We start from the raw sequence: 24,249 nt of genomic DNA on the forward strand, positions 1-24,249 counted from the left end.
GACGCCATTCTCTTCGCTGATTGCCATTACTGCGCCTCCCCGCTGTCGCGGGTCACCTTGCTGCTGTCAGGCACCGGCTCATCGATCGCCGTGGCCTTGCCACCGACCTGGGCCGACTTGTCGCCGTTCGACTTGCGCGCTTCGGCCGAGGCTTCGGCCATGCCTGCAGTCTTCCGGTCTTCATTGTCGGTAATGTAGGGCTTTTCGCCGCCGCGCGGACCGGCACCGGCGGCCGGAGCGACCTTGGCCGGCTCGGCGGTGGCAGGCGCCGGCGAGGCACCGCCCGGAGCGCCCGGCTCAGCCTTTTCGTCGCCCGGCAGGCGATATTCGGGCCCGTTCCACGGCGTCAGGAAATCGAACGCGCGGAAATCCTGGGCCAGGCTGACCGGCTCGTAAACGACCCGCTTCTCGGCTTCCGAATAGCGCATCTCGGTATAGCCCGTCAGCGGGAAGTCCTTGCGCAGTGGGTGCCCCTCGAACCCATAGTCGGTGAGTATGCGGCGGAGGTCCGAGTTGCCGGCGAAGGTCACGCCGTAGAGGTCGAACACCTCGCGCTCGAGCCAGCCGGCGACCGGCCACAGATTCGTGACGGTCGGCACCGGTGTGACCTCGTCGGTCCGCACCTTGACGCGGATGCGGCGGTTCCGGGTCAGCGAGAGCAGGTGATAGTTGACCTCGAACCGCTCGGGGATCTCGGGATAATCGACCCCGGCGATCTCCATCAGCTGCTGATATTCCAGCCCCGGCGTGTCGCGCAGCAGGCGGCAGGCGTCGGCCACCCCCTCGCGCGCGACAGTCAGCGTAATCTCGTCAGCGGCGTGCTTTTCCTCGAGGATCAAGGCACCGAGCGCGGCCCGCGCAGCCTCGATCACGCCCTCATCGGAAGCGGTCCTAGGAGCCGAATGAGTCACCGCTCGAACGTCCCCTCGCGGCGGATCTTCCGCTGCAACTGCATGATCCCGTAGAGCAGGGCCTCGGCGGTCGGCGGGCAGCCCGGGACATAGATATCAACCGGAACGATCCGGTCGCAGCCGCGCACCACCGAATAGCTGTAATGATAATAGCCGCCGCCATTGGCGCAGCTGCCCATCGAGATGACGTAGCGCGGCTCGGCCATCTGATCGTAGACCCGGCGCAGGGCCGGAGCCATCTTGTTGCACAGGGTGCCGGCGACGATCATCACGTCCGACTGGCGCGGTGACGCGCGCGGGGCGACGCCGAACCGCTCAAGGTCGTAGCGCGGCATGTTGACGTGGATCATCTCCACCGCGCAGCAGGCGAGCCCGAAGGTCATCCACCACAGCGAGCCGGTCCGGGCCCACGTGAACAGGTCCTCGGCCGAGGTGACCAGAAAGCCCTTCTCGTCGAGGTCCTTGCCCATCTCGGTCAGGCGGGCATGTTCGGGCGAACCCGGAACCAGGCCATAGGCGCGGGCGAGCTCCTCCTCGGTAGGATAGGGATTCACCGCGGGGTCAAGCATCACTCCCATTCGAGCGCTCCCTTCTTCCAGGCATAGGCAAGGCCGAGCGCGAGTTCCGCAAGGAACACCATCATCGCGCCCCAGCCCAGCCAGCCGGTGGTGTCGAGCGTGACCGCCCAGGGGAACAGGAACGCCGCTTCCAGGTCGAACACGATGAACAGGATCGCGACCAGGTAGAAGCGGACGTCGAACTGCGAGCGCGAGTCCTCGAAGGCCGGGAAGCCGCACTCGTATTCGGTCAGCTTCTCGGCATAGGGCCGGTCGGCGCCGGTGAATTTGGACGCAATGATCGGCGCGATCACGAACAACAGGCTGAGACCGAGGGCAACGCCCAGGAACAGCAGGATCGGCAGATATTGTGCGGCAACTGAGGCCACGCGAGACTCTCCGGAATTAGGTTGGCCGCGCTCTAGAGCAGGGCTGGTGCGGAAACAACCATCAGAAGGACCTTCTGGTCCCCCTTTGTCCCTTCATCGAGAAGCCCTCGGCCTCAGCCGCGCAATGCGCTCGCGACGAGCTTGTGGAGGCGGCTGTGGAGGTCGCCGTTGGCGGCGAGATACTCGCGCCGTTCCATCATCCGGTCCTGGCCACGATAGTCGGACACGAAGCCGCCCGCTTCCTTGACCAGAAGCATGCCCGCAGCGCTGTCCCACGGATCGAGATCTTCTTCCCAGAAGCCGTCCATCCGCCCGGCCGCGACCCATGCGAAATCGAGGCTGGCGGCGCCGAAGCGGCGGATTCCGGCGACTTCAGGCGCGATCGCATTGTAGATCTTGGTCCACTGCGCCGCGTCCGACCGCCCGAGATGCGGGATGCCAGTGCCGATCAGGCTTTCGTCGAGATAGCGGCGGGCCGACACCCGGAGGCGGCGGTCGTGAAGCCAGGCACCACGGCCCTTTTCAGCCCAGAACGTCTCGTCGGTCAGCGGCTGGTAGACCAGGGCATGAGTGATGTCGGGCTGGCCGTTCGGCTTCTTCTCTTCGACCGCGATCGAGATGGCGAAGTGCGGGATGCCGTGGAGGAAGTTGCTGGTTCCATCGAGCGGATCGACGATGAACCGCGGCTTGGCCGGGTTGCCCTCGATCGTGCCGCCCTCCTCCAGCAGCATGCCCCAATCGGGACGCGCGGCGCGAAGTTCGCTGACGATCGTCTCTTCCGACGCCTTGTCAGCCATGGTGACGAAGTCGCCCGGCCCCTTCTTCGAGACCTGCAGCTCGGCCACTTCGCCGAAGTCGCGACGAAGCTTGGGCGCGGCCTTGCGCGCGGCCTTTTGCATAACGGCGATCAGGCCGGAGTGGGTTGCCATATCTTTTCTCCCCCCTCCTGCTTGCGGGAGGGGACGGGGGTGAATCGGTCGTGCGGGGTGGTCGATGCCCACCCCTGCCCCTCCCGCCAGCGGGAAGGGAATTGAGGTCAGTCCGCGCGGCGGACGTAGGTCTGTTCGTAAACGTCGACCACGATCTTGGTGCCGGCACCAATGTGCGGCGGGACCATGACGCGGACGCCATTCTCGAGGATCGCGGGCTTGTAGCTCGACGACGCGGTCTGGCCCTTCACCACGGCATCGGCCTCGACGATGGTGGCTTCGACCGTGTCGGGAAGCTGGACGCTGATCGGGCGCTCGTCATACAGCTCCATCACCACGTCCATGCCGTCCTGCAGGAAGGCCGCGGCATCGCCCAGCGTGTCGCGCGACAGAGTGATCTGCTCGTAGGTTTCCTTGTCCATGAACACCAGGTCTTCGCCCTCGGCGTACAGGTAGGAGAAGTCCTTGGTGTCGAGGCGAACGCGCTCCACCGTCTCGGCGGAACGGAAGCGGACGTTGTTCTTGCGGCCGTCGATGAGGTTCTTGAGCTCGACCTGCATGTAGGCACCGCCCTTGCCGGGCTGGGTGTGCTGGATCTTCACCGCACGCCAGATGCCCTTCTCATATTCGATGATATTGCCGGGACGAATTTCGACGCCGCTGATCTTCATGGATCCGCTGTTCCGCTTCTACAGGTTGAAAGAGCTTGCCGGACCAGGGTCCGACCCACGGCAGCGCCACTAGCCGCGATCGCGCCGAACGGCAAGCTACCGGGCGGCCGACCGCCTGCTCGCGAGCTGCGGATAGGGGTTAATCGGAGCGCCCTGCCACCAGCGTTCGCCCGGGCTCATCCGGTAGATGGCATAGTGGAGATGCGGGCCAGACGGGTTGGCGTTGCCACTGATCCCGACCGTGCCGACCGGGTCGCCGCGACGGATCCGCTGCCCTTCCCTCAGCCCCGGCGCATAGGAATCGAGGTGGGCGTAATAGTGCAGCCACTGGCCGTCGGGGGAACGGACATAGGCAGTGATCCCGCCGCCGCCGTGCGAATAATAGAGCTTCTCGACCGTTCCCTCGGTCGCCGCGACGACCGGGGTCCCGCGCGGAGCCATGATGTCGATCGCATTGTGCACCCGGCTGCCTCCGCCGCGGCTGGCGGTGAAGGTATCGGTCAGCTGGTCGAACCCAATGCCGGCGACCGGAATGGCCAGCCCAGAAGCGGAGACGATCAGGGGCCCGGCCGGACCGCCCGTCCGCCGCGGTGCGCCGCGGCTGCTGTCGACCCCGACCTTCTCGGCGGATTCGGCGAGGATCGCGACGGCGGCGGACGGCGGGTCGGCCGTCCGCGACACGTTGCGCCACCACAGCCAGGCGCCGAATGCCAGCAAGGCGAACACCAGGGAATTGCCGAACAAGCTGAAGCGGCTGACCCTCATCTTGGTTCAGGCCTGGAAGATCGCCGTGAAGCCCGGCTTCATGATCCGGCTGAGGCGGATCACGTCCCAGTTGGCAAGCCGGATGCAGCCCGAGCTTTCGGCCCTGCCGATGGTCTCGGGCGAATCGGTGCCGTGAATGCCGTAATGCTCCTTGGTAAGGTCGAGCCAGGCGATTCCGACCGGGCCGTTGGGCCCGGGCGGAAGCATCTGCTCGGGCTCGTTGGGATCCTTGCCCTTGAGCAGGCGCGGCTGATATTTGAATGGCGGCTCGAAGGCGTAGGTGGTGACCTTCCAGCGCCCGATCGGCAGCGGATATTGCGACGAGCCCATAGTTACCGGGAACTGGGCGACCAGCTTGCCGGGGTCGTCGTCAAGCTTGGGCGCCGGTCCGGGATTCGAGTTGGTGCTGAACTCGCCCTTCGGCACTTCCCCCTCATAAACCCGCATCACCCCTTCCGACTTGTCGACGACGATGAAGTCGCCCTTGGGCTGAGTGGCGTCGACGTTGAAGAAGTTGAGCAGCCGCCCCTGCTTCTCGTCAATCGCCCCGGCATAGTCGCGCGACGCAGGGAGGACGTTGGGAAGCCGAAGCACGGCGCCCGGCCCGATCGGCTTGTCGGGACCATTAAGAGCCACGATCGTCTGCGGCGTGGTGTGGAAACGCTCGGAAAGCTGCTCGAGCGAATTGCGGTAGTGAAGTCCGTCGAGCTTGGCCTGGTCGGCGGCGTCCTTGGGGAACGGGAAGACGAACGGCCCGCGCAGATCGTTGTCGCCAAGCCGAAGCATCCGCGTCGATGGGCGGCTAAGCTGCAGCAGCGCTTGGCGCGTGGCGCCGTCGAGCTCGCCCGTGACCGGGAGGTTGCGGCTTTGCTGGAAGCCCTTGACCGCCTGGGCGAAGACCATGCCCTTCTTGCCGTCGATTACCCCGCTCGGGAATCCGGCGGCGTCCAGCAGCACCTGGGCATGGAAGATCGTACCGTCGATCGGGGAGCCCGGTGTGCCCGGCGCGACCCACGGCCGGGCGGCTGTCTGAGCATTGGCTGGAGCGGCCGAATTGCCGGCCGGTTGCTGCGCCAGGGCGTGGCCGGCGACAGCAAGCCCGGCGCTCGCAGCAAGAAGAAGAACGACCTTACGCATGGAACTGGCACCTCGATGACCAATAGGGTTGCAGCCCGAAACGACCGACGGACGGCTTCTTTCCCACCTCGGGCGGAAACGCTGGTCTCCTGCCTCGTTGGGCGATGATGCTCCAGGCCATTCTCTTCGATGTCGACGGCACCCTTGTCGACAGCAACCAGTTCCATGTGCTCGCCTGGGCGGAGGCGTTCCATGCGGCGGGACATGATCTCCGCCTGGCCGATATTCACGCGCAGATCGGCAAGGGTGCGGACAACTTCGTGCCCGCCCTGCTGCCGGACGTCAGCGAAGCGGAAGCGAAGGAGCTGGGCGAGGCGCACAAGGCGCTGTTCGCCCGGCACTATTCGCACCGGCTCAAACCCTTTCCCCGTGCGCGCGAAATGCTCCGGCGATGCCGCGACGCGGGGCTCAAGGTGATGCTCGCCACTTCGGCGAGCGGGCGCGAGCTGGAGCGGAACCTAGACGTGCTGGACGCGCGCGGGATCGTCGACGGCTGGACCAGCGCCGACGACGTCGGTCACTCGAAACCCTCTCCGGACCTGTTCAAAGCTGCGGCCCGCAAGGCCGGTGTCCGGCCGGAAGAGAGCCTGGTGGTGGGCGATACGCCTTACGACATCGACGCGGCGACGGCGGCGGGGATCCGAACCGTCGCGGTCCGTTCCGGGCTGTTCGACGACGAAGTGCTGGCGGGCGCGATCGCCATCTATGACAATGTCGCCGACCTGCTTGCGCGGTTCGACGACAGCCCGCTCAGCGGCCGCTCAGCCACCGGCGACTAGGTCGCCCGGCCTTAGGGGCTCCGCTTGAGCAGGGGCTGGAAGGCCGCGACGACCTGCGCCGGGTCTGGCTCGTTCCACACGGCTCCGCAGACCGCGAGGAAGTCGGCGCCCGCCTCGACCAGCGGCCGGCCGTTGGCCGGGGTGATTCCGCCAATCGCCACGCAGGGTAGTTCGAACAGGGTGCCCCACCAGCCGAGGATGCCCAGTTCGGGGACGTGGCTGACCTGTTTGGTAGCGGTCGGGTAGAACGCCCCGAAGGCGACATAGTCCGCGCCTTTCTCGCCCGCTTCCATCGCCAGGTGGCGGCTGTCGTGGCAGGTGACGCCGATCTGCGCCATCGGCCCCAGCAGGGCGCGGGCTTCGCGCGGATCGCCGTCCTTCTGCCCGAGGTGAACGCCGTCCGCGCCCAGCCGCTTAGCGAGGCCCATGTCGTCGTTGACGATGAACGCCAGCTCATGGTCGGCGCAGATGCGCTGCAGCGGCTCGGCCGCCTTGGCCAGCGCATGCTGGTCGAGGCCCTTCACCCGAAACTGGAAGGCCGCCACCCCGCCCCCGCCGAGTGCCGCGCGCAGGCGGTCGGGGAAGTCGCCTTCCACCTCCTGCGGGCTGATCAGGTACAGCGAAGCGTCGCCGCGGGATTCTCCGTGGAAGCGCTCGGCGAAGCCTTCCACCGTCAGTTCGTCGTCTTCATGTTCAATCATCGCGCCGCCCTAGCGGACCGCGCGGCGGTCTCCAACGGCTGCGCTCCAGAACAGCGCGGCGGCGATCAGCCACAGGAAGGCGAAGAAGGAGCTGAACCGTGCGCCGCGCATATCGACGCCCATTCCGCCGAGTGCGAGGCCGAGTTGCACGGCGGCTGCCGCAGCCATGATGATGGCGGTCCGGCGCGGATCGAACCGCACGGCGGCCGCGGCGATGAACGCCAGCACCGGCACGCCCATGAAAAACAGGTTGTAGGGATTGTCCTCCGATCCGATCATCCCGACCGCCAGATTGGCCCAGACCGTCATGAACGCGGTCAGCACCGCCACTACGGCGCCCAGGCGGAAGGCATTGCTTCCCGAACGCCGCACCAGGAACTCAATCCCAAGCCCGACACTGCCGAGCATGATCCCCATGATGACGAAATCGGAGGCGGTCCAGGGAAAGCGAAAAATGGCCGGTAGCGAGAGCAGGGTCGCGAGCGTCCCCCACATGGCGAGGCGCCACAGGGCGGATCGTCCGCCGGTCGATCGGGTCATCCTTGTCACTCCTGGAAAGCGGTTGCGATGCTTGTCTCCTGCCCCACCCTTCTGCTCAAAGGCATGACGAAGGGGTGAGCATTTGCTGAGCGGGATGAGCAATGAAGTGCTGGAGTTCGAGGGCTTCACGCTGGAGCCCGCCGAGCGCCGCCTGACCCGCGACGGGGCGCCGGTGGAGATCAGCGGCCGCTACCTCGATGCGCTGCTGCTTCTGGCCGGTCGCCCGGGTGAACTCATCACCAAGGACCGCTTCATGGGCGAGGTCTGGCGCGGGGTGCCGGTGACCGATGAGGCGCTGACCCAATGCATCCGCAACCTGCGCAAGGCGCTGGGCGACCAGGCCGGCCGCCCGCGCTTCATCGAGACGGTGCCGCGGCATGGGTATCGGTTCGTCGCGGAGGTCCGGGTGCGGGGTGCGGCATCTGAGGCGGACGCTATCGGTGATGCGGCGTGGCAAAGCGGTCCGGCAATGAGGGCCGAAGCGACAGTTGCAGGCTTTACTTCGGCAGCGTCACCTGACGGGGAAATCCCCGTCCTCCATGGTGCTGCCCCCATCCCGAACACACGAACCGACCGCCCGAACAATTTGAAACCTGATTCATCTTTCAAGTCCCAGTCAGCTCGTTCGCAGTTCTTGCTGATTGCGGCGGCGGGGCTGGTTGGCGGGGCGGGTTCGGGGCTGGTCGGCGGGATCGGTTATGGGCTGATTGCGGCGACGGAGCCGCCGGCCGGGACCGGGGCGATTTCGATCCTGCTCGTCATGACCTGCCTGTGCGTGCTGATCGGCCTGATCGGCGGGCTCGGCGTGGGCGGCGGGAGTGCGCTTGGGCGGCTGGTCGCCCGCGGACGGCTGTTTCCGCTTATGGCGGGCGGGGCGTTCGGGGGACTGGCGGTCGGGGCGCTGGGCCGGCTGATCGGGCTCGACGCCTTCTCGCTGCTGATCGGCAGCCGTCCGCTGGCGATCACGGGTGGCAGCGAGGGACTGATCATCGGCGCGATCGCGGGGGCCGCGCTGTGGCTGGCCGAGCGCGATGGCGACACGCCGCCCGCGACCACCGCGGGCAAGGGAGCGCTGCTCGGCGCGATCGCCGGACTGCTGATGACGCTGGGCGGCGGCAAGATGATGGCGGGCAGCCTCGCCGGCCTTGCCGCGGTGCATCCCGACGCCCCGCTCGGACGCCTGCTGACCGAACTGACGCCCCCGCTCCTGCTGGCGGCCGGAGCGGCGGAGGGGGCGATCTTCATCGCCGCCCTCACGCTCTCCTACGCGCTGGTGCTGCGGAGCCGGAGCGCTCCCGGCCTGTAGGTTCAGGCCACCGAAGCGGCGTGGATCTCGTCGATCGCGGTGCCGAGCGTCTTGTCGAACTCCTCGTCCGACTGCCCGTGGCGAAGGTCGCTCAGCAGCGCGCGGCTGAAGCTGGCGATCATCCCGGGGTTGCGGGCGAGCTGCTCGCAGGCGTCGGCACGGCTGAAGCCGCCCGACAGTGCAACGACGCGAAGCACGCGGGGATGCTCGGTGAGCGGCTGGAACAGGCCGGCCTCGGCCGGGATCGAGAGCTTGAGCATGACCTGCTCGCTCTCCGGCAAGCGGTCGAGATGACGGAGGATTTCATCGCGCAGGATCGCGTCGGAGGCAGCGCGGTCGGTGCTCTTAATGTTGACCTCGGGCTCGATGATCGGGACCAGGCCGTGGCGCAGGACCTGGATCGCCAGCTCGAATTGCTGGCCGACGACGGCGGAGATGCCTGCTTCGTTGGCCTGATTGACAACCGAGCGTTCCTTGGTGCCGAACACGCCGAGGCCCTTGGCGCGGGTCAGCAGTTCGTCGAGGCCTGAGATCGGCTTCATCAACTGGACGCCGTCGCGCTCGTCCTCGAGACCCTTGTCGATCTTGATGAACGGCACGATCCCGCGCTCGATCAGCGCGGCCGGGGTCGGACGCCCATCGACCTCGCCGTCCATGGTCTTTTCGAACAAGATGGCGCCGATCACCTTTTCGCCCGAAAAACAGGGCGAGGTGATGATCCGGCTGCGCATCTGGTGAATGAGGCCGAACATTTCCTCGTCGCCCGAGTAAGCGTCTTCCTCGACGCCGTAGCCCTTGAGCGCCTTGGGGGTCGAGCCACCCGACTGGTCGAGCGCCGCAATGAAGCCCTGGCCAGCGGCGATCTTGTCACGCATGTCATTGAACTGCATCTTTTATCCTCTTGGCTGCAGGAGCGCGGAGACGCCCGGAAGGTCGCGTCCTTCCATCCATTCCAGGAATGCCCCCCCGGCGGTTGAAACAAAGGTGAAGTCGGCGGCCACCCCGGCATGGTTGAGCGCGGCGACCGTGTCCCCGCCTCCCGCGACCGACACCAGGCTGCCGTCGGTGGTCAGCGCTGCGGCGATCCGGGCGAGCGCGACGGTGGCGGTGTCGAACGGCGGCGTCTCGAACGCGCCGAGCGGACCGTTCCAGACCAGGGTCCGGCAGGTCTTGAGCGCATCGCCGAGCGACTCGACCGCCGACGGGCCGACGTCGAGGATCATCTCGTCCGAGGCGACCTCGTGCACGTTGACGGTGCGCAAGGACGGCGGATTGGCGGCGAATTCCTTGGCGACCACCACGTCATACGGCAGGTGGACAGTGCAATTCGCCTTGTCGGCGGCGTCGAGGATCGCCTCGGCCTGGCCGGTCAGCTCATGCTCGCACAAAGACTTGCCGACATTCACGCCTCGCGCGGCAAGGAAGGTGTTGGCCATGCCGCCGCCGATGATCAGGTGATCGACCTTGCCGACGAGGTGAAGCAGGACGGCGAGCTTCGTCGAGACCTTGGCCCCCCCGACCACCGCCGCCACCGGCCTCTCGGGCGAGCCGAGCGCGGCCTGCAGGGCTTTCAGTTCGGCTTCCATCGCCCGACCGGCAAAGCTGGACAGCAGGTGGGCCACACCCTCGGTCGAGCTGTGCGCGCGGTGCGCGGCGGAGAAAGCGTCGTTGACGTAATAGTCGCCGAGCGCCGCGATCCCGCGGCTGAGTTCGGGGTCGTTCTTTTCCTCGCCGGCGTGAAAGCGGGTATTCTCCAGCACCGCGATCGAGCCCGCGGTCATCGTCGAAATCGCCCGCGCCGCATGCTCGCCCTGGCAATCCTCGACGAAGCGGACCGAGCGGCCGGTGAGGTCGGTCAGCGGTTTGACCAAGAGGGCGGTCGACATGTCGGGCCGCGACTGGCCCTTGGGCCGGCCGAAATGGCTGAGCAGCAGCACGATCGACCCGCGGTCCGACAGTTCGAGGATCGTCGGCAGCGCGGACTTGAGGCGCGTCGCATCCGACACCGCCCCGTCCTGCATCGGCACGTTGAGGTCGACGCGGACGAGCACGCGCTTGCCCGTCAGGTCGGCCGGGAGGTCGTCGAGGGTGTGGAAATCGGGCAAGTGGCGCTCCAATTCCTCTCCCGCTTGCGGGAGGGGTCAGGGGTGGGTGTGACCGGCAGGGGCTCGAAGGCCCACCCCCGGCCCCTCCCGCGAGCGGGAGGGGAGAAGATCAGCCCAGCTTGGCCATGGCCGAGGCGGTGTCGACCATGCGGTTCGAGAAGCCCCATTCATTGTCGTACCAGCTGACCACCCGGACCAGCTTGCCTTCGAGCACGGCGGTCTCGAGGCTGTCGACGGTCGAGCTGGCGGGCGTATGGTTGAGGTCGATCGAGACGAGGGGATCGGTCGAATAGTCGAGAATGCCCTTTAGCGGGCCGCTCTCGGATGCTGCCTTCAGCACGCCGTTGACCTCGTCGAGGCTGGTGTCGCGCTTGGGGGTGAAGGTGAGGTCGACCATGCTGACGTTGGGGGTCGGCACCCGGATCGCCGACCCGTCGAGCTTGCCCTTGAGCTCCGGAAGCACCTCGCCGACCGCGCGGGCGGCGCCGGTGGTGGTCGGGATCATGCTCATTCCGGCGGCACGGGCGCGGCGCATGTCGGAGTGGATCTGGTCGAGGATCTTCTGGTCGTTGGTGTAGGCGTGGATCGTCGTCATCAGCCCGCGCTCGATGCCGATGGTGTCGTTCAGCACCTTGGCGATCGGGGCCAGGCAGTTGGTGGTGCAGCTGGCGTTGGAGACGACCCGATGCTCGGCGGTGAGCTTGTCGTGGTTGACGCCATAGACGACGGTCAGGTCGGCCCCCTTGGCCGGGGCCGAGATCAGGACGCGCTTGGCGCCCGCCGCGATATGCTTCTCGCCGCCTTCCTTGTCGGTGAAGAAACCGGTGCACTCCAGCGCGATGTCGACGCCGTGCTGCTTGTGCGGCAGGTTCGCCGGGTCACGCTCGGCGGTAACGGCGATGCGCTTGCCGTTGACGATGATCGCGTCGCCCTCGGCGGTCACTTCGCCAGGGAATTTGCCATGGACGCTGTCGCGCTGGAACAGCCAGGCGTTGCTCTTGGCGTCCGCGAGGTCGTTGATCGCGACCAGCTCGAGCCCGCAATCGGGACGCTCGAGGATAGCGCGGGCGACGAGGCGGCCGATGCGCCCGAAACCATTGATGGCGACCTTTGTCATTTTCTCTTCATTCCTCTCTTCGGTTCGCCCCGAGCGAAGTCGAGGGGCAGTGCGCTCGGGTGCCTCGATCTCGCTCGGCACGGACGGCGCGGGTTATCAACTTGGATGGGCTTCGACCTCGGCAAGGTCGGCTGATGGTTCGGCGATCTGGCGCCGATCTGAATTCAATTCGGCCAAGCGGGCCAGAACCTGCGGAACGATCTTCTCCACCGTCAGGCCGAAATGATCGTACAGGTTCTTGGCCGGCGCGCTGGCGCCGAAGCCGTCGAGGCCGAAGCGAAGACCCTGGACCATCGTCAGCCGCTCCCACCCGAAAGCGGTCCCGGCCTCGATCGAGACGCGCAGGATCTGCTCGGGCGCGGCGCTCGGTAGCACGGATTCGCGGTAGTTTTCGTCCTGCGCCTCGAACCGGCGCCAGTTGGGCAGGCTGACGACGCGGACGGCGACACCCTCCCCATCCAGTTTCGCCGCGATGTCGAGCGCCAGTTCGACTTCCGAGCCGGTGGCGATCAGGATGACCTGCGGGTCGGCGCACTCGCGAACGACGTAGCCGCCGCGGGCCGACAAATTGTCATTCGCCTTTTCGGTGCGGACCGGGCGGAGGTTCTGGCGCGACAGACACAGCACCGACGGGCCGTCGTGCCCTAGGGCATCTGCCCAGGCTTCCGCCGTCTCCACCGCGTCGGCCGGACGCCACACCTCGAGGTTGGGTATCAACCGCAAGCTCTGGATGTGCTCGACCGGCTGGTGGGTCGGGCCATCCTCGCCAAGCCCGATCGAATCGTGGGTCATGACGTAGATGACCCGGGCATTCTGCAGCGCCGACAGGCGGATCGCGGCGCGGCAATAGTCGGAGAAGACCAGGAAGGTCCCGCCATAGGGAATGACCCCGCCATGCAGCGCCATGCCGTTCATCGCCGCCGCCATGCCGAACTCGCGGATGCCGTAATAGATGTAGCGGCCGGAATAATCGTCGGCAGTCAGCGGGCCGGTCGACTTGGTTTTGGTGTTGTTGGAGCCGGTCAGGTCGGCCGAACCGCCGATGGTGGCCGGCACTGCGACGTTGATGACCTCCAGCGCCATTTCGCTCGCTTTGCGGGTGGCGACGGTGGGCGGATTGTCGAGCAGGGCGTCGAGATAGGGCTGAAGCCAGCGCCCGTCGGTCTCGCCGGCCATGCGGCGGGTGAATTCGTCGGCCTTGCCGCTCTTGGCGAGGCGCTTCTCCCAAGCCGCCCGTTCGGCGGCGCCGCGACTGCCGGCCTTGAGCCAGGCTTCGCGCACGTCGGCGGGGATGGTAAATTCCTGCGGGTCGAGGCCGAGGCCCTTGCGGGCGGCTTCGACTTCATCCTTGCCGAGCGCGGCGCCGTGGGTTGCCGAGGTACCCTGCTTGTTGGGCGCGCCATAGCCAATGATCGTCTTGCAGCGGATCAGGCTCGGGCGGTGGTCGGCCTTGGCCTTTTCGAGCGCCTGGGCGACCTTGCCCGCATCGAGGCCGTCGCATTCGATCGTATGCCACCCGCTGGCCGCGTGGCGGGCCATCACGTCTTCCGACCGGCTGAGCTCGGTCGACCCGTCGATGGTGATCTTGTTGTCGTCCCACAGCACGATCAACCGGCCGAGCTTCAAGTGCCCGGCAAGGCCCACCGCCTCGTGGTTGATGCCTTCCATCAGGCAGCCGTCGCCGGCGATGACATAAGTGTGATGATCGACCAGGCCGTCGCCGTAGAGGGCATTCAGGTGGCGCTCGGCGATCGCCATGCCGACCCCGGTGGCGAGACCCTGGCCGAGCGGACCGGTGGTGGTCTCGATCCCGTCGAGTTCGAAATTCTCGGGGTGGCCGGCGCACGGGCTGCCGAGCTGGCGGAAGTTCTTGATGTCGTCGAGCGTCGGCCGCTCGAACCCGGTCAGGTGAAGGAGCGCATAGATCAGCATCGATCCGTGGCCGGCCGACAGCACGAAGCGGTCGCGGTCGGGCCATTTGGGATCGGCCGGGTCGAACTTCATGACCTTGGTGAAGAGCGCGGTGGCGGCGTCCGCCATCCCCATCGGCATTCCCGGGTGGCCGGAATTGGCGGCCTCTACCGCGTCCATGGCCAGTGCCCTGATGGCATTGGCTAGACGGCGCTGGGTCGGCTGCATCATGTCTCCGTGATCGTGACGGCGCCGCACCGGAGTCGGGTGCGCCGGTAGTGCGGCCCCTTTGGGCGGTGAGCCGTTGAGCGTCAACACCCGCGCCGCTTGTGGCGGTCCATCAAGAGGCATAGGTCAGGGTCATGACACAGGAAGCATTGGAAACGGCACTGACGCGGGCCGAACGCGCGCTTGCCCGGATCGAGCGGGTGGCCGAACAGGTCGGCCGGCGCGGCGATGGCGAGGAACGGCTGCGCGAAAAGGTTCGGACGGCGATCGCCGAACTCGACCAGATCATTCGCAAGGTGGAGGCCTGACGCATGGCCGAGATCGACATCGAGATCGCCGGACGACGCTACAAGGTCGCCTGCCGCGACGGCGAGGAGCAGAATCTGCGCCACGCCGCCGAGATGGTGGACGCCAAGAGCCGCGAGGCGCTGGCCGGGCTTGGCGCTCTGTCCGAAAGCCGGACCCTGCTGTTCGCCTCGCTGCTGCTGGCCGACCAGTTGATCGACAAGCGCGGCGTCGCGACCCCGCTGCCGACGATGCCGCCCGACCCTCAGGTCGTGCGCCGGGTCGACGCGCTGGCCGAACGGCTCGAGCATCTTGCCGCCAACCTTGAGAAAGAGATCGCAAGCGCCTAAGTATGAGGGGACGGGTACTGCCTGGCACGCGCCTCATAAATCCCTGAGGCTATTCCCGATCCATGGGGGCTGTCCCTGGCTGCGTCACTAGGGTCTCCTAGGGGCACGGCACACATGGCTCCCACCTGACGTTACAGGCGTCAGAGGATTACAAGGCATCGACCTCATGGTGGTCCCGTCAACCTCCCCTCCCCTCGCCGACAAGGTCGCCCGGCGAGCCGCGCTTCGTGCCCGGCGGCGGGACTATGCCGCCAGCTTGGCGCCGGACACCCGCAAGGCGCTCGAAGAGGCCCTCAGCGCAGCGCTCGAGCCGTTGCTGTTCGCGGCCCGGATCGTCGCCGCCTACCAGCCGATGAAGGACGAGATCAGCCCGCTCGGCGTGCTGTTCCGGGCCCAGGCGCTGGGTAAGTCCACCGCCTTGCCCGCTTTTGCCGAGCGCGATTCCCGGATGACCTTCCGCAGCGGCGACGCGATCGAAGCGGGACCGTGGGGCCTGCTCCAGCCGCCGTTGAGCGCACCGCCCGTGCAGCCCGACCTGATCCTCATCCCGCTGGTCGGCTGCGACCGGTCGGGTAATCGCATCGGCATGGGCCAGGGACATTACGATCGCGCGCTCGAAGGGCTACGGAACAATGCCCGGCTGGTCGGGATCGGTTGGGACTTCCAGTTGCTGGACGAACCGGTCGGCGCCGACCCCTGGGATCAAAGGCTCGACGCATTTGCCTCGCCAGCCGGAATAACGGAGTTCGAAGCCACGTGAATCACGAAGAACAGCCTCGCCCGCGGCCCACCGCGGGCGTATTCATGATCATCGGAATCATCATCGTCTGGGCGGCGCTGATCGCGTCCGTGTCGGACACGGTGACCCGCTGGCCAGGACTGGTTCAGCTGAATTTCTATATCGTCGCCGGCGTCGTCTGGATTCTGCCGCTGCGTCCGATCCTGCGTTGGAGTGAGACCGGACGCTGGCGGGCCGACCCACCCAAACCTTGAAAAACGCGACTGAGTTAGCTACCTCATACACTCTTCCATGACCTCTTTGACCCTCCCCTCCGGCCGGCTTCACCCGGCGAAGCAGGCCGCAGCCTTGCTCCGTGCCCGACCGCGCGAGAGCGCCGGCGCCGGGTTGCTGGTACTCGCTGCCTGTCTGTCGGTGGCAGCGGTGGCGAACGACAGCGGCGCCGTTCCGGTGCGTGCCGAGGGAGTCGCAGCGCCGGCCGCCCCCGCGGTACAGGACATGACCCCGTTCGCGGTTCGCCAGATCGCGCCGAGTGACGCGCAGAAGCTGAATGCGGCGGTGCCGCTCGCCGGCGGTCCCAACCCCGCCGCCGCGCCGTTCGTGCTGAAGGCGGACAGCAAGACCTATGGCCGGGCGCTCGAATGCCTGACCCAGGTGATCTATTACGAAGCCGCGCGCGAGCCCGAGGAAGGCCAGCGCGGGGTCGCGCAGGTGGTCCTGAACCGTATGCGCCACCCGGCCTATCCGGCCAGCGTCTGCGCAGTGGTCTATCAAGGTGCCGAGCGCCCGACCGGCTGCCAGTTCAGCTTCACCTGTGATGGCTCGCTGGCCCGGGCACCGATGCGCGATTATTGGGACCGTGCCCGCCGCATCGCCGACGAGGCGCTCAAGGGATATGTCGTCGCCCCGGTCGGCAACGCCACCCATTACCATGCTGATTATGTCGCGCCCTACTGGGCGCCGACGCTGACCAAAAATGCCGTGATCGGCGCGCACATCTTCTATCGCTGGCGCGGCAATTGGGGCCAGTCGGGCGCCTTCACCCAGAAGTGGGCCAAGCGCGAGTCCGATCCCGCCTTCCTGCGCAGCGCGGCGCTTGCCGCCGAGGCGCGCTACGCCGTGACGCCCAGCATCTCGACGACGGTCGCCGAGGCACGCCAGAACCTGCCTCCCGAGCTCGCCAGGCTGGTCGAACCGGAGATTGCCGCCGGGGGTGCCAAGCGCGTCGCCCTGCGCCTGGAGGCCCGTCGCCGGGTCGAGGAAGCCACGCGTGAGCCCAGGGCGGCCGCTAGCGGCTCCAGCAGCCTCAACTGGGGGCTGACCGGCACTCCTGCGGGCGAAGCCGAACAGGCGCCGCTTGGCCGCAAGCCGGCCGAGCCTGCGGTCGCTGCCGGTGGTGAAGCCGCGCCAAGCGCGACCGAATAAGCGCGCGCATGGGCCAGCCGCGGCGCGGCGGCCCCGCGGCCATGCCGCACTTCCAGCGATGACGGGAAATGGCGCGAGTGACGGGGCTCGAACCCGCGACCTCCGGCGTGACAGGCCGGCGCTCTAACCAACTGAGCTACACCCGCGTTTGGTGTGGGCGGCCAACTAGGAGACAAGCGCGGGAGCGTCAACCGCAATAACGCACGTGCCGCCCGACTTTCGCTATGCGGCCGCCGTCAGGCCTCCTGCGCCGGGGCGGGATGTTCTTCATCTTCCTCGCCGGCATGGGTCAGCGTACCCTGTTCGAACAGGAACCCGGCGATGTCGGGCGTGCCGGCCGCGGCGAAGACGGTCTTGAGGATGATCAGCAGCGGGATCGCCAGCAGCGCGCCGGTGGTGCCCCACACCCACGCCCAGAAGCTCAAGGACAGCAGGATCAGCAGCGGATTGATCCTGACCCTCTTGCCGACCACCAGCGGAGTGATGGCATTGGCCTCGACCATGTGCATCCCGATAAAGATTAGCGGCGGGAGCAGGGCGGTCCACGGATCGGAAAAGCTGATCAGACCACCGAGCGCCAGCAGGAGGGCGGCGGCGATCGGCCCGAGGTAGGGTATGTAGTTGAGCACTGCGACGATGCCGCCCCACATCAAGGGCGAATCCATCCCCATCCACCACAGGATGCCGGCCACCAGCGTACCGAGGGTGACGTTAATGAGGGTGATGGTGCCAAGATAGGTGGAGGTCGCCGCGACCACTTGCTGGATGACCCGCGCGGTAGTCAGCGCCCCTTCGAAGCTGCCGCGGCTGGTGATCGTCTGCTTGCGCATGGCGGTCCAGCCGGACAGGAAAAAGTAGATCACCAGAAGCGCGAAGAACAACTGGATCAGGGCGTGCGGCGCGCTGCTGGTCAGCAGGTCGAACATCGAATTGGGGGTTTCGACCTGGACCGTCCGGGCGCCACCCTCAGCGCTGCTGGGAAGCTGGCGGAGGATGCGATCAACGAACCGCTCGAGATCCTTGACCATCGCCAGGATCGGCTCGAGCGCTTCACGGACGCGGCCGATCCGCTCGGGCAGGAGCGCGACCCAGTCGATCGCCGGTATGACGATCGACAGCAGGGCAAAGGCCATCACGCCCAGGAAAATGATCACGCAGGACAGCGCCGACAGCGCCGAGGGCAGGCCGCGGCGTTCGAACCATTCGAGCAGTGGCACCAGGGCGACGGCGATGACCAGGGCGGCGGTGACGGGCAGGAAGAATTCGGCTCCCGCCCGCAAGGCGAAGGGAATGGCAAAGACCAGCCCGATCCCGGCGATCAAGGTCAGCGAGGCGAGAAGCCGGTCGCGCTTGATCGTGATGTGCTCGGCAATGACGGCCGCTTCGTCCTCGGCATGATCGGGTCGTGAGGTGGGCGCGTCCATCGCCCCACCCTAGTCAGCCGCGCGTCACTCCGCCAGCGCTCACGCCGGCAGCCGTCAAATGAGGACTGAGCCGGCCGCTCACCGCCAGGAAGAACATCCGAAAGTCGCTGAACAGCGACCACAGGGGATAGGTAAAGGTCGCCGGCCGGTTCTTTTCAACGAAGAAGTGCGCGAACCAGGCGAAGCCATAGCCGGCCAGCGGCATGGCAAGCGCCCACCACGCATTGCCGGTGACAAGCAGGGCGATGAAGGCGGCGAGCACCAGCGCCGTCCCGACATAGTGGATCAGGCGGGTACGCCGACCCGAATGCTCGCGCAGGTAATAGGGCCAGAATTCGCGGAAGGTCTTGTAGCTGCGCTCTGCCATGACCGCAGACTAGCTTGGCGCCCCTGCCCCCTCAACCCGTTTCGGCGGAGCCTCGTCCGGGTCCGCCTGCTCCTCCCCCGTGACCTCATCGAGCGCGATGCCGGCGGTGAGGCCGTGGACCAGGGTCGAGAACAAGATAGTGCCGACGATCGTCGCCCACAGCTCATATTCGTTGGTCAGCTCTACATGGTGCCCGGCATAGGCGAGGTAGTAGATCGAACCGATCCCCCGCACCCCGTAGAAGGCGACCACCGCCCGCTGCCGACCGCGCAGGCTGGTGCCGAGCAGCGAGGCCCAGGCGGCGGCGGGACGGATGACCAGGATCAGCACCCCGGCGATCAGCGCATTGGCGGCGGTGAAATGCGGCCACAGCACTGGCAGGATGGCGCCCAGGCCGACCAGCAGGATCGAGGTCAGCGCGTGCTCGAGCGATTCGGAGAAATCGTGCAGCTTCTTGTGGAAGTCGTGGGTGCTTTCCGAACGCCGGAGGGTCAGGCCGGCGACGAAGGCAGCGATAAAGCCATAGCCCTCGACCAGCTCGGTCGCGCCATAGGCGAGCAGCACCCCGGCAAAGGCGATCACGCCGCTTTCGGTCCGGGCCAGCGCATTCTCGCGCGGCCAGTCGAACAGCAGCTTGCCGAGCAGCCAGCCGACCGCCGCACCGGACAATCCCCCGACCGCTACGCGGTAGACGAGGTCGCGAAGCACCCACTCCCCGGCCATTTCCCAGCTGATCATGCCAGCGCCGGCGATCAGGATGCCGAGGTGGACGAAAGGGAAGGCGAGGCCATCGTTGAGCCCGGCTTCGGTGGTGAGGGTGAAGCGGACCGGATGCTCGCCCCCTTCCAGCGGCGGCCCGACCGCGACGTCGGCGGCCAGCACCGGATCGGTCGGGGCCAGCACTGCGCCCAGCAGCAGGGCGCCGGCAAAGGTCATGCCAGCCGCGAACCAGCCGAACAGCGCCAGCGCGGCAATACACAAGGGCATGGCGATCAGCAGCAGCCGCAGCGTCGGCCACCACTGCCCCCGGTCCATCAGCCGGTCGATCCTGAGTCCCGTTCCGAACAGCCCGACGATCACGCAGATCTCGGCCATGATCTCCCACCCGCGCGGCTGGCTGACGGGGTCGAGCACCGCCCTGGCTTCGGGAAAGGGCAGAAAGGCGAGCAGCCCCGCGACGATCAGCAGTGCCGAGGCCGCCGGCTCGCGCCCCGAGATGAAGCGCGGAAGCCAGAAAGCGACGAGGATCGCAAGGCCGACCCCGGCGAGGCCGATGTGATAGGTTTCAAATCCGAACATGTGCCGCCCAATGCTTGGGAGCGAGCAGTCGTTGCGCTTGATCAACTATGGCGCATCAGCCCACGAAAAAGGGGAGCGGCCGCAGCCACTCCCCTTCCACGCAATATACAGGCTCGGATCAAGCCATCTGGAGCAGGTGAGCCGAGCGGCGCTGACGGCGCATGGCACCACCGATGACGCCGAAACCGAGCAGCATCATCGCCCAGGTGCCCGGCTCCGGCACGGCCGCAACCGCCGCGAAGTTGAACGAGCGCGACCCGAACGTACCCGATGCCGCGACATTGTCCGCATAGCCGACGAAGCTCGCACCGGCACCGCTACCGTTGCCAACGCTGAGTCCGCTGACGAACGCGCTGTCGGTGTAGAAGGACGAAGCGCCCCACCCGCTGATGGTGTTGAAGACGTAGGAGCCAGGGCTCGCCGGATCGAAGGTCGGACCCTGCCCGGCAACGAACCGCCAGAAGACGGCGTTCGGGTTGCTGTTGTACCAGGTGTCCAGATCATAGAACCCCGCGCCGGCGCCATTGGCGTCATTGTAGGCCGCTTCCCAGATCAGTTCGGAACGCTGATCGCCGTCCTGGACCAGCAAACGCAACGCGGGCGAGGCATTGCCGTTGGGTCCGCCGTTGGCGACCATCCACTCGAACGTCAGCGTGCTGACTTGGTCGAGCGTGGCACCGGTCGGCGTGCCGCCGCCATATTGAACGCCGGTCTGGACGCGAGTGCGGTCACCGGTCAGCATCAGGGCGCCGTCGCCGTCCTTCGACGTCTCACCCTGGATCGACACAGTTCCGGTGTTCTCGCCCGGAATAACGCCCCAGTTCTCGCCCGCCGGCAGCGGCGAATCGAGATCGGTGATCGTGTATTGCTGCGCGGCTGCAGGCGTCACGAAAAGGGCCGCAGCAGCGACCGCCAAGATCTTACGCATGTTTGATTAGGTCCCCTCGAAGCCAAGACCCACTCGCGTCCTGGCAATTGTTGCTTCCGCCCCACCGGGTGACCCCAATGACCAGCAGCGCGTTAACCTTTAGGTAGGGACCTTTGTTAACGCAAGTATCTGTTCGAAATAATTCTGCTTTTTAGTCCGAGGTGCAATTTAGTTTGGTCCAGAATGAGACAGTGTTGCCTGTTCGACTGTCGGGGTGCAGACATACGGAGCCAACAGCCGCAGAAATACTACCGCCGACTTGGCAATTACTATTCGAAACAGCAGTTTTTGGATGGTGCCCCCGGTCCGACTCGAACGGACACGTCTCTCGACAACCGATTTTGAGTCGGTCGCGTCTACCATTCCGCCACGGGGGCAACGTCGGCGCTTCTATGCAAACCCGTCGCGCCGAGCAAGGCGGGCTCACCAGTCGTTTTTGTATCGATGAGTTCGGTCGTGGCTGCGACCGCCGGCGCCCGTCACCGATATGCCGGCTCACTGCGCTCCAAACTGTTGCATCCGCCTCCCTCAATTGCGCGGCGCGACCCGGCGATAGCTCAGCGCTTCGGCGACATGGATGCGGCCGACAGTCTCGGCGCCGCCCAGGTCGGCGATGGTGCGGGCGACGCGGAGCACGCGATGGTAGCCCCGGGCGCTTAGGCGCATCGCTGCGGCCGCATCGGCCAGCAGCCGCCGGCCGGGCTCGTCGGGGGTCGCCACCTCGTCGAGCAGCTCGCCGTCGGCCTCGGCATTGGTGCGCGGGCCGTGGCCGTTGAAGCGCCGCGTCTGCACCGCCCTCGCCCGCGCCACCCGCTCGGCCACGGCTTCGCTGCCTTCGGCCGGCGGGGGCAGCGACAGGTCGGCGGCGCTGACCCCGGCGACCTCGACGTGGAGGTCGATCCGGTCGAGCAAGGGGCCCGAGATCCGCGCCTGATAGTCGGCGGCGCAGCGCGGGGCGCGGGCGCAGGCCAGCGCCGGATCGCCGAGATGGCCGCAGCGGCACGGGTTCATCGCCGCCACCAATTGGACCCGCGCGGGAAAGGTCAGGTGGCTGTTGGCCCGCGCCACGCTTACCGTCCCAGTCTCAAGCGGCTGGCGAAGGCCGTCGAGGACCGCGCGCTGGAATTCGGGCAGCTCGTCGAGGAACAGCACGCCGAGGTGGGCGAGGCTGATCTCGCCCGGACGCACCTTGAGCCCGCCACCGACCAGCGCGGGCATCGAGGCACTGTGGTGGGGCGAGCGGAACGGTCGCCGCCGCTTGATTTGCCCGCCCTCCATCTCGCCCGCGACCGACGCGACCATCGACACTTCCAGTGCTTCCGAGGGAGAGAGGGGCGGAAGGATGCCCGGCAGACAGGAAGCGAGCAGCGACTTGCCCGCGCCCGGCGGGCCGCTCATCAGCATATTGTGGCCGCCCGCCGCGGCGATCTCCAGCGCCCGCTTGGCGACTTCCTGGCCCTTCACCTGCCGCAGGTCGGGGCCGGCGACCATCGCCTCCGCCTCGCCCTGCCGCGGCGCCGCGAGCAGCGTCGTTCCCTTGAGGTGCGCAAGAAGCGACAGGAGGTCGGCGGCGGCGAGCACCTCGACCTGTCCCGCCCAAGCCGCCTCCGACCCTTGCGCGGCAGGACAAATCAGGCCCTTTTCTTCCCCCCCGGCATGGAGCGCGGCCAGCAGCACGCCGGGCGAGGCATTGATCCGGCCGTCGAGCGACAATTCACCGACCGCGACATAATGGCTCAGCATCTCGGCATCGACCGCGCCGACCGCCGCCAGCAGCCCGAGCGCGATCGGCAAGTCGAAGTGACTGCCCTCCTTGGGCAGGTCGGCGGGCGACATGTTGACGGTGATGACCTTGGGTGGAAGCGCCAGGCCGATCGCGGTCAGCGCGGCGCGGACCCGCTCGCGGCTTTCAGCGACGGCCTTGTCGGGCAGGCCGACGATGACGAAGCGCGGGATGCCGGTGGACAGCTGGACCTGCACCTCGACGGCGCGCGCCTCCAGTCCGAGATAGGCAACGGTGGACACGATCGCGACCATCAGCCGCGAGCCCCCGTCACCAGCAATGCACGACGCAATGGGCCCCCTAGCTCGGCATGGGCGAGGCTAAGCGCATTGCCGGCGCTGGGCAAGCGCCTCCCCTTGCCGAGCCGTCTTAGTTCCCTACATCACCGTCCATGTCCCTGGGCTCCCGCCTTCTCGCGATCCGCGACACGCGAGCGGCGCAGACCCTGCTCTTCGGGCTGGGCATCTTCCTGATGTTCGTCGCCGCGCCGCTGGCCAGCCCCCTGCCCGGCCCCGGCGGACTGCTAATTGCCGCCGCCGGGCTGACCCTGGTCCTGCGCACCAGCTTGTGGGCCAAGCGCCGCTATGTCCATTTCAAGCGCTGGCAGCCGAAGGCCGGCACCTGGTTCGACTGGGGCCTGCGTCGCGGCAGCGCGCGCCGGCGAGAAGCCCTGCGCAAGGAGCGCGAGCGGCAGGAGGCCCCGCCCCCTTCCGAAGTGCCGCGCACCGATGACCCGCTGCCCAAAGCGGGACTTGAAGTCATGCCGATCGATCCGACCCCGACCGAGGTCGCTCCGGCCGAACCGCCGGTCACCGGCGAGGCCTCGCGGCATTGACTTGGGAGCCTGCCTTGAGTAACGGCCCCCCAAGCAATGCGGCTGCCCCTGATTGGGCGGCCCTTTTTGTTCTTAACTCGAAGGCCATGAGCGATGAAGCGCACTTTCCAGCCCAGCAATCTCGTCCGCAAGCGGCGTCACGGCTTCCGCTCGCGCTCGGCGACGGTGGGCGGCCGCAAGGTGCTGGCGGCGCGCCGGGCGCGCGGCCGCAAGAAGCTCAGCGCTTAATCACCCTTACCAGGCGCGCTGACTTCCTGGCCGCGAACAGCGGCCGGCGCGCGCCGATGCCCGGCTTCGTCCTGCTGGTCCGCCCTCGCGGCGACGGGGAGCAGGCGATGCGGATCGGCTATACCGTCAGCAAGAAGGTCGGCAATGCGGTGGTTCGCAACCGCATGAAGCGGCGCCTGCGCGCGCTTGCCGCCGAACTGTTGCCCGTAGCGGGAATCGCCGGCGCCGACCATGTGCTGATTGGTCGCCAGAGCGGGATCGAACGCGACTATGCGCTGCTTCGCGCCGAGCTGGCCAAGGCGCTGGCGAAAGTGACCCGGTGATCGCGCGGATGCTGATCCTGGTGGCGCGCGGCTGGCAGCTTGGGCCAAGCGCGATTCTGCCCCCTTCCTGCCGCTTCACGCCGTCCTGCTCGGCCTATGCAATCACCGCCTGGACCCGCTATGGGGCGCTGCGCGGAAGCTGGCTGGCCCTGCGAAGGATCGGCCGCTGCCATCCCTGGGGGGGCCAGGGTCACGACCCGGTCCCGTGAGCCGGGCT

At 67.2% G+C, this 24,249-nt stretch carries 29 protein-coding genes and 2 tRNA genes; 11 read left to right on the top strand and 20 right to left on the bottom strand.

What is annotated here, in order from left to right; all coding sequences use genetic code 11:
• Positions 1-26: 26 nt before the first annotated feature.
• The 7 genes from M1K48_RS05455 to M1K48_RS05485 all read right to left on the bottom strand — a co-directional run bounded on the left by M1K48_RS05455 (position 27) and on the right by M1K48_RS05485 (position 5,359).
• Complete coding sequence (locus M1K48_RS05455; protein ID WP_249504836.1) at positions 27-911, bottom strand: NADH-quinone oxidoreductase subunit C; 885 nt, start codon at positions 909-911, stop codon at positions 27-29.
• Positions 908-1,381: a NuoB/complex I 20 kDa subunit family protein gene (locus M1K48_RS05460; protein WP_168071064.1), complete on the bottom strand. Its 474-nt coding sequence runs from the start codon at positions 1,379-1,381 to the stop codon at positions 908-910. The genes M1K48_RS05455 and M1K48_RS05460 overlap by 4 nt, the downstream gene beginning before the upstream one ends.
• A gap of 98 nt (positions 1,382-1,479) precedes the next feature.
• On the bottom strand, positions 1,480-1,857 hold the full coding sequence (ndhC, locus tag M1K48_RS05465) for an NADH-quinone oxidoreductase subunit A (RefSeq protein WP_249504838.1): 378 nt from the start codon (positions 1,855-1,857) through the stop codon (positions 1,480-1,482).
• A gap of 113 nt (positions 1,858-1,970) precedes the next feature.
• The gene (locus M1K48_RS05470) at positions 1,971-2,786 is read right to left on the bottom strand and encodes an inositol monophosphatase family protein (protein WP_249504839.1); all 816 of its coding nucleotides are present in this window, start codon (positions 2,784-2,786) and stop codon (positions 1,971-1,973) included.
• A gap of 107 nt (positions 2,787-2,893) precedes the next feature.
• Positions 2,894-3,457: an elongation factor P gene (efp, locus tag M1K48_RS05475; RefSeq protein ID WP_249504840.1), complete on the bottom strand. Its 564-nt coding sequence runs from the start codon at positions 3,455-3,457 to the stop codon at positions 2,894-2,896.
• A 96-nt stretch (positions 3,458-3,553) separates the two neighbouring features.
• Positions 3,554-4,222, bottom strand: a complete 669-nt coding sequence (locus M1K48_RS05480) for a M23 family metallopeptidase (RefSeq protein WP_249504841.1) — start codon at positions 4,220-4,222, stop codon at positions 3,554-3,556.
• 6 nt (positions 4,223-4,228) lie between these two features.
• Positions 4,229-5,359 carry a L,D-transpeptidase family protein gene (locus M1K48_RS05485; protein ID WP_249504842.1) on the bottom strand — a complete coding sequence of 377 codons (1,131 nt, stop codon included), beginning with the start codon at positions 5,357-5,359 and terminating at the stop codon, positions 4,229-4,231.
• Between the two features lie 104 nt (positions 5,360-5,463).
• On the opposite strand from M1K48_RS05485, the gene M1K48_RS05490 reads away from it, so the two are divergent.
• Entirely contained in the window at positions 5,464-6,138 is a 675-nt protein-coding gene (locus M1K48_RS05490) for an HAD family hydrolase (RefSeq protein ID WP_249504843.1), read from the top strand.
• Positions 6,139-6,149: 11 nt separating this feature from the next.
• On the opposite strand, the gene thiE is transcribed toward M1K48_RS05490, so the two are convergent.
• Entirely contained in the window at positions 6,150-6,839 is a 690-nt protein-coding gene (thiE, locus tag M1K48_RS05495) for a thiamine phosphate synthase (RefSeq protein ID WP_249504844.1), read from the bottom strand.
• A 9-nt stretch (positions 6,840-6,848) separates the two neighbouring features.
• A complete protein-coding gene (locus tag M1K48_RS05500) occupies positions 6,849-7,379 on the bottom strand; it encodes a hypothetical protein (protein WP_249504845.1) in 531 nt (176 codons plus the stop codon).
• 94 nt (positions 7,380-7,473) lie between these two features.
• On the opposite strand from M1K48_RS05500, the gene M1K48_RS05505 reads away from it, so the two are divergent.
• Entirely contained in the window at positions 7,474-8,685 is a 1,212-nt protein-coding gene (locus M1K48_RS05505; protein ID WP_249504846.1) for a winged helix-turn-helix domain-containing protein, read from the top strand.
• Between the two features lie 2 nt (positions 8,686-8,687).
• Here M1K48_RS05505 and M1K48_RS05510 read toward each other — a convergent pair whose 3' ends face one another.
• The 4 genes from M1K48_RS05510 to tkt all read right to left on the bottom strand — a co-directional run bounded on the left by M1K48_RS05510 (position 8,688) and on the right by tkt (position 14,046).
• Positions 8,688-9,575 carry a fructose bisphosphate aldolase gene (locus tag M1K48_RS05510; protein ID WP_249504847.1) on the bottom strand — a complete coding sequence of 296 codons (888 nt, stop codon included), beginning with the start codon at positions 9,573-9,575 and terminating at the stop codon, positions 8,688-8,690.
• Between the two features lie 3 nt (positions 9,576-9,578).
• On the bottom strand, positions 9,579-10,790 hold the full coding sequence (locus tag M1K48_RS05515) for a phosphoglycerate kinase (RefSeq protein WP_249504848.1): 1,212 nt from the start codon (positions 10,788-10,790) through the stop codon (positions 9,579-9,581).
• A 109-nt stretch (positions 10,791-10,899) separates the two neighbouring features.
• Positions 10,900-11,907: a type I glyceraldehyde-3-phosphate dehydrogenase gene (gene gap / locus M1K48_RS05520; RefSeq protein WP_249504849.1), complete on the bottom strand. Its 1,008-nt coding sequence runs from the start codon at positions 11,905-11,907 to the stop codon at positions 10,900-10,902.
• A 96-nt stretch (positions 11,908-12,003) separates the two neighbouring features.
• Entirely contained in the window at positions 12,004-14,046 is a 2,043-nt protein-coding gene (gene tkt, locus M1K48_RS05525) for a transketolase (RefSeq protein ID WP_249505191.1), read from the bottom strand.
• 134 nt (positions 14,047-14,180) lie between these two features.
• Here tkt and M1K48_RS05530 point away from each other — a divergent pair, with 134 nt between their 5' ends.
• The 5 genes from M1K48_RS05530 (at position 14,181) to M1K48_RS05550 (ending at position 16,845) form a co-directional block, all read left to right on the top strand.
• Positions 14,181-14,354 carry a hypothetical protein gene (locus M1K48_RS05530; protein WP_249504850.1) on the top strand — a complete coding sequence of 58 codons (174 nt, stop codon included), beginning with the start codon at positions 14,181-14,183 and terminating at the stop codon, positions 14,352-14,354.
• 3 nt (positions 14,355-14,357) lie between these two features.
• Positions 14,358-14,681 (top strand): cell division protein ZapA, encoded by a 324-nt coding sequence (locus M1K48_RS05535; RefSeq protein WP_249504851.1) that lies wholly within the window; start codon positions 14,358-14,360, stop codon positions 14,679-14,681.
• Between the two features lie 166 nt (positions 14,682-14,847).
• Positions 14,848-15,441, top strand: a complete 594-nt coding sequence (locus M1K48_RS05540; protein ID WP_249504852.1) for a 5-formyltetrahydrofolate cyclo-ligase — start codon at positions 14,848-14,850, stop codon at positions 15,439-15,441.
• Positions 15,438-15,674: a DUF2842 domain-containing protein gene (locus M1K48_RS05545; RefSeq protein ID WP_257794170.1), complete on the top strand. Its 237-nt coding sequence runs from the start codon at positions 15,438-15,440 to the stop codon at positions 15,672-15,674. The genes M1K48_RS05540 and M1K48_RS05545 overlap by 4 nt, the downstream gene beginning before the upstream one ends.
• A 37-nt stretch (positions 15,675-15,711) precedes the next feature.
• Positions 15,712-16,845, top strand: coding sequence for a cell wall hydrolase (locus M1K48_RS05550; RefSeq protein WP_249504854.1), 1,134 nt, complete (start codon positions 15,712-15,714; stop codon positions 16,843-16,845).
• A gap of 69 nt (positions 16,846-16,914) precedes the next feature.
• Here the strand turns inward: M1K48_RS05550 and M1K48_RS05555 are convergent.
• The 7 genes from M1K48_RS05555 to M1K48_RS05585 all read right to left on the bottom strand — a co-directional run bounded on the left by M1K48_RS05555 (position 16,915) and on the right by M1K48_RS05585 (position 22,900).
• Positions 16,915-16,991: transfer RNA gene (locus tag M1K48_RS05555), tRNA-Asp, on the bottom strand.
• Positions 16,992-17,081: 90 nt separating this feature from the next.
• Entirely contained in the window at positions 17,082-18,269 is a 1,188-nt protein-coding gene (locus M1K48_RS05560; protein ID WP_249504855.1) for an AI-2E family transporter, read from the bottom strand.
• 13 nt (positions 18,270-18,282) lie between these two features.
• Positions 18,283-18,636 carry a DUF962 domain-containing protein gene (locus M1K48_RS05565; RefSeq protein WP_249504856.1) on the bottom strand — a complete coding sequence of 118 codons (354 nt, stop codon included), beginning with the start codon at positions 18,634-18,636 and terminating at the stop codon, positions 18,283-18,285.
• Between the two features lie 9 nt (positions 18,637-18,645).
• Positions 18,646-19,935 (bottom strand): cation:proton antiporter, encoded by a 1,290-nt coding sequence (locus tag M1K48_RS05570; protein ID WP_249504857.1) that lies wholly within the window; start codon positions 19,933-19,935, stop codon positions 18,646-18,648.
• A 118-nt stretch (positions 19,936-20,053) separates the two neighbouring features.
• Positions 20,054-20,863, bottom strand: a complete 810-nt coding sequence (locus tag M1K48_RS05575) for a PEPxxWA-CTERM sorting domain-containing protein (protein ID WP_249504858.1) — start codon at positions 20,861-20,863, stop codon at positions 20,054-20,056.
• Between the two features lie 293 nt (positions 20,864-21,156).
• Positions 21,157-21,240, bottom strand: a tRNA-Leu gene (locus M1K48_RS05580).
• 151 nt (positions 21,241-21,391) lie between these two features.
• Entirely contained in the window at positions 21,392-22,900 is a 1,509-nt protein-coding gene (locus M1K48_RS05585) for a YifB family Mg chelatase-like AAA ATPase (protein WP_249504859.1), read from the bottom strand.
• A gap of 137 nt (positions 22,901-23,037) precedes the next feature.
• Between M1K48_RS05585 and M1K48_RS05590 the strand changes: the two genes are divergently transcribed.
• The 4 genes from M1K48_RS05590 (at position 23,038) to yidD (ending at position 24,241) form a co-directional block, all read left to right on the top strand.
• Positions 23,038-23,481, top strand: a complete 444-nt coding sequence (locus tag M1K48_RS05590) for a hypothetical protein (RefSeq protein WP_249504860.1) — start codon at positions 23,038-23,040, stop codon at positions 23,479-23,481.
• 93 nt (positions 23,482-23,574) lie between these two features.
• Positions 23,575-23,709, top strand: a complete 135-nt coding sequence (gene rpmH / locus M1K48_RS05595; RefSeq protein ID WP_029942004.1) for a 50S ribosomal protein L34 — start codon at positions 23,575-23,577, stop codon at positions 23,707-23,709.
• Positions 23,709-24,032 carry a ribonuclease P protein component gene (rnpA, locus tag M1K48_RS05600; protein WP_406697338.1) on the top strand — a complete coding sequence of 108 codons (324 nt, stop codon included), beginning with the start codon at positions 23,709-23,711 and terminating at the stop codon, positions 24,030-24,032. Before rpmH ends, rnpA begins: the two co-directional genes overlap by 1 nt.
• Positions 24,029-24,241: a membrane protein insertion efficiency factor YidD gene (gene yidD / locus M1K48_RS05605; RefSeq protein ID WP_249504862.1), complete on the top strand. Its 213-nt coding sequence runs from the start codon at positions 24,029-24,031 to the stop codon at positions 24,239-24,241. The genes rnpA and yidD overlap by 4 nt, the downstream gene beginning before the upstream one ends.
• The last annotated feature ends 8 nt before the right edge of the window (positions 24,242-24,249 follow it).

Origin of the sequence: Sphingomonas glaciei (genome assembly GCF_023380025.1) — a bacterium.
Classification (GTDB): domain Bacteria; phylum Pseudomonadota; class Alphaproteobacteria; order Sphingomonadales; family Sphingomonadaceae; genus Sphingomicrobium; species Sphingomicrobium glaciei.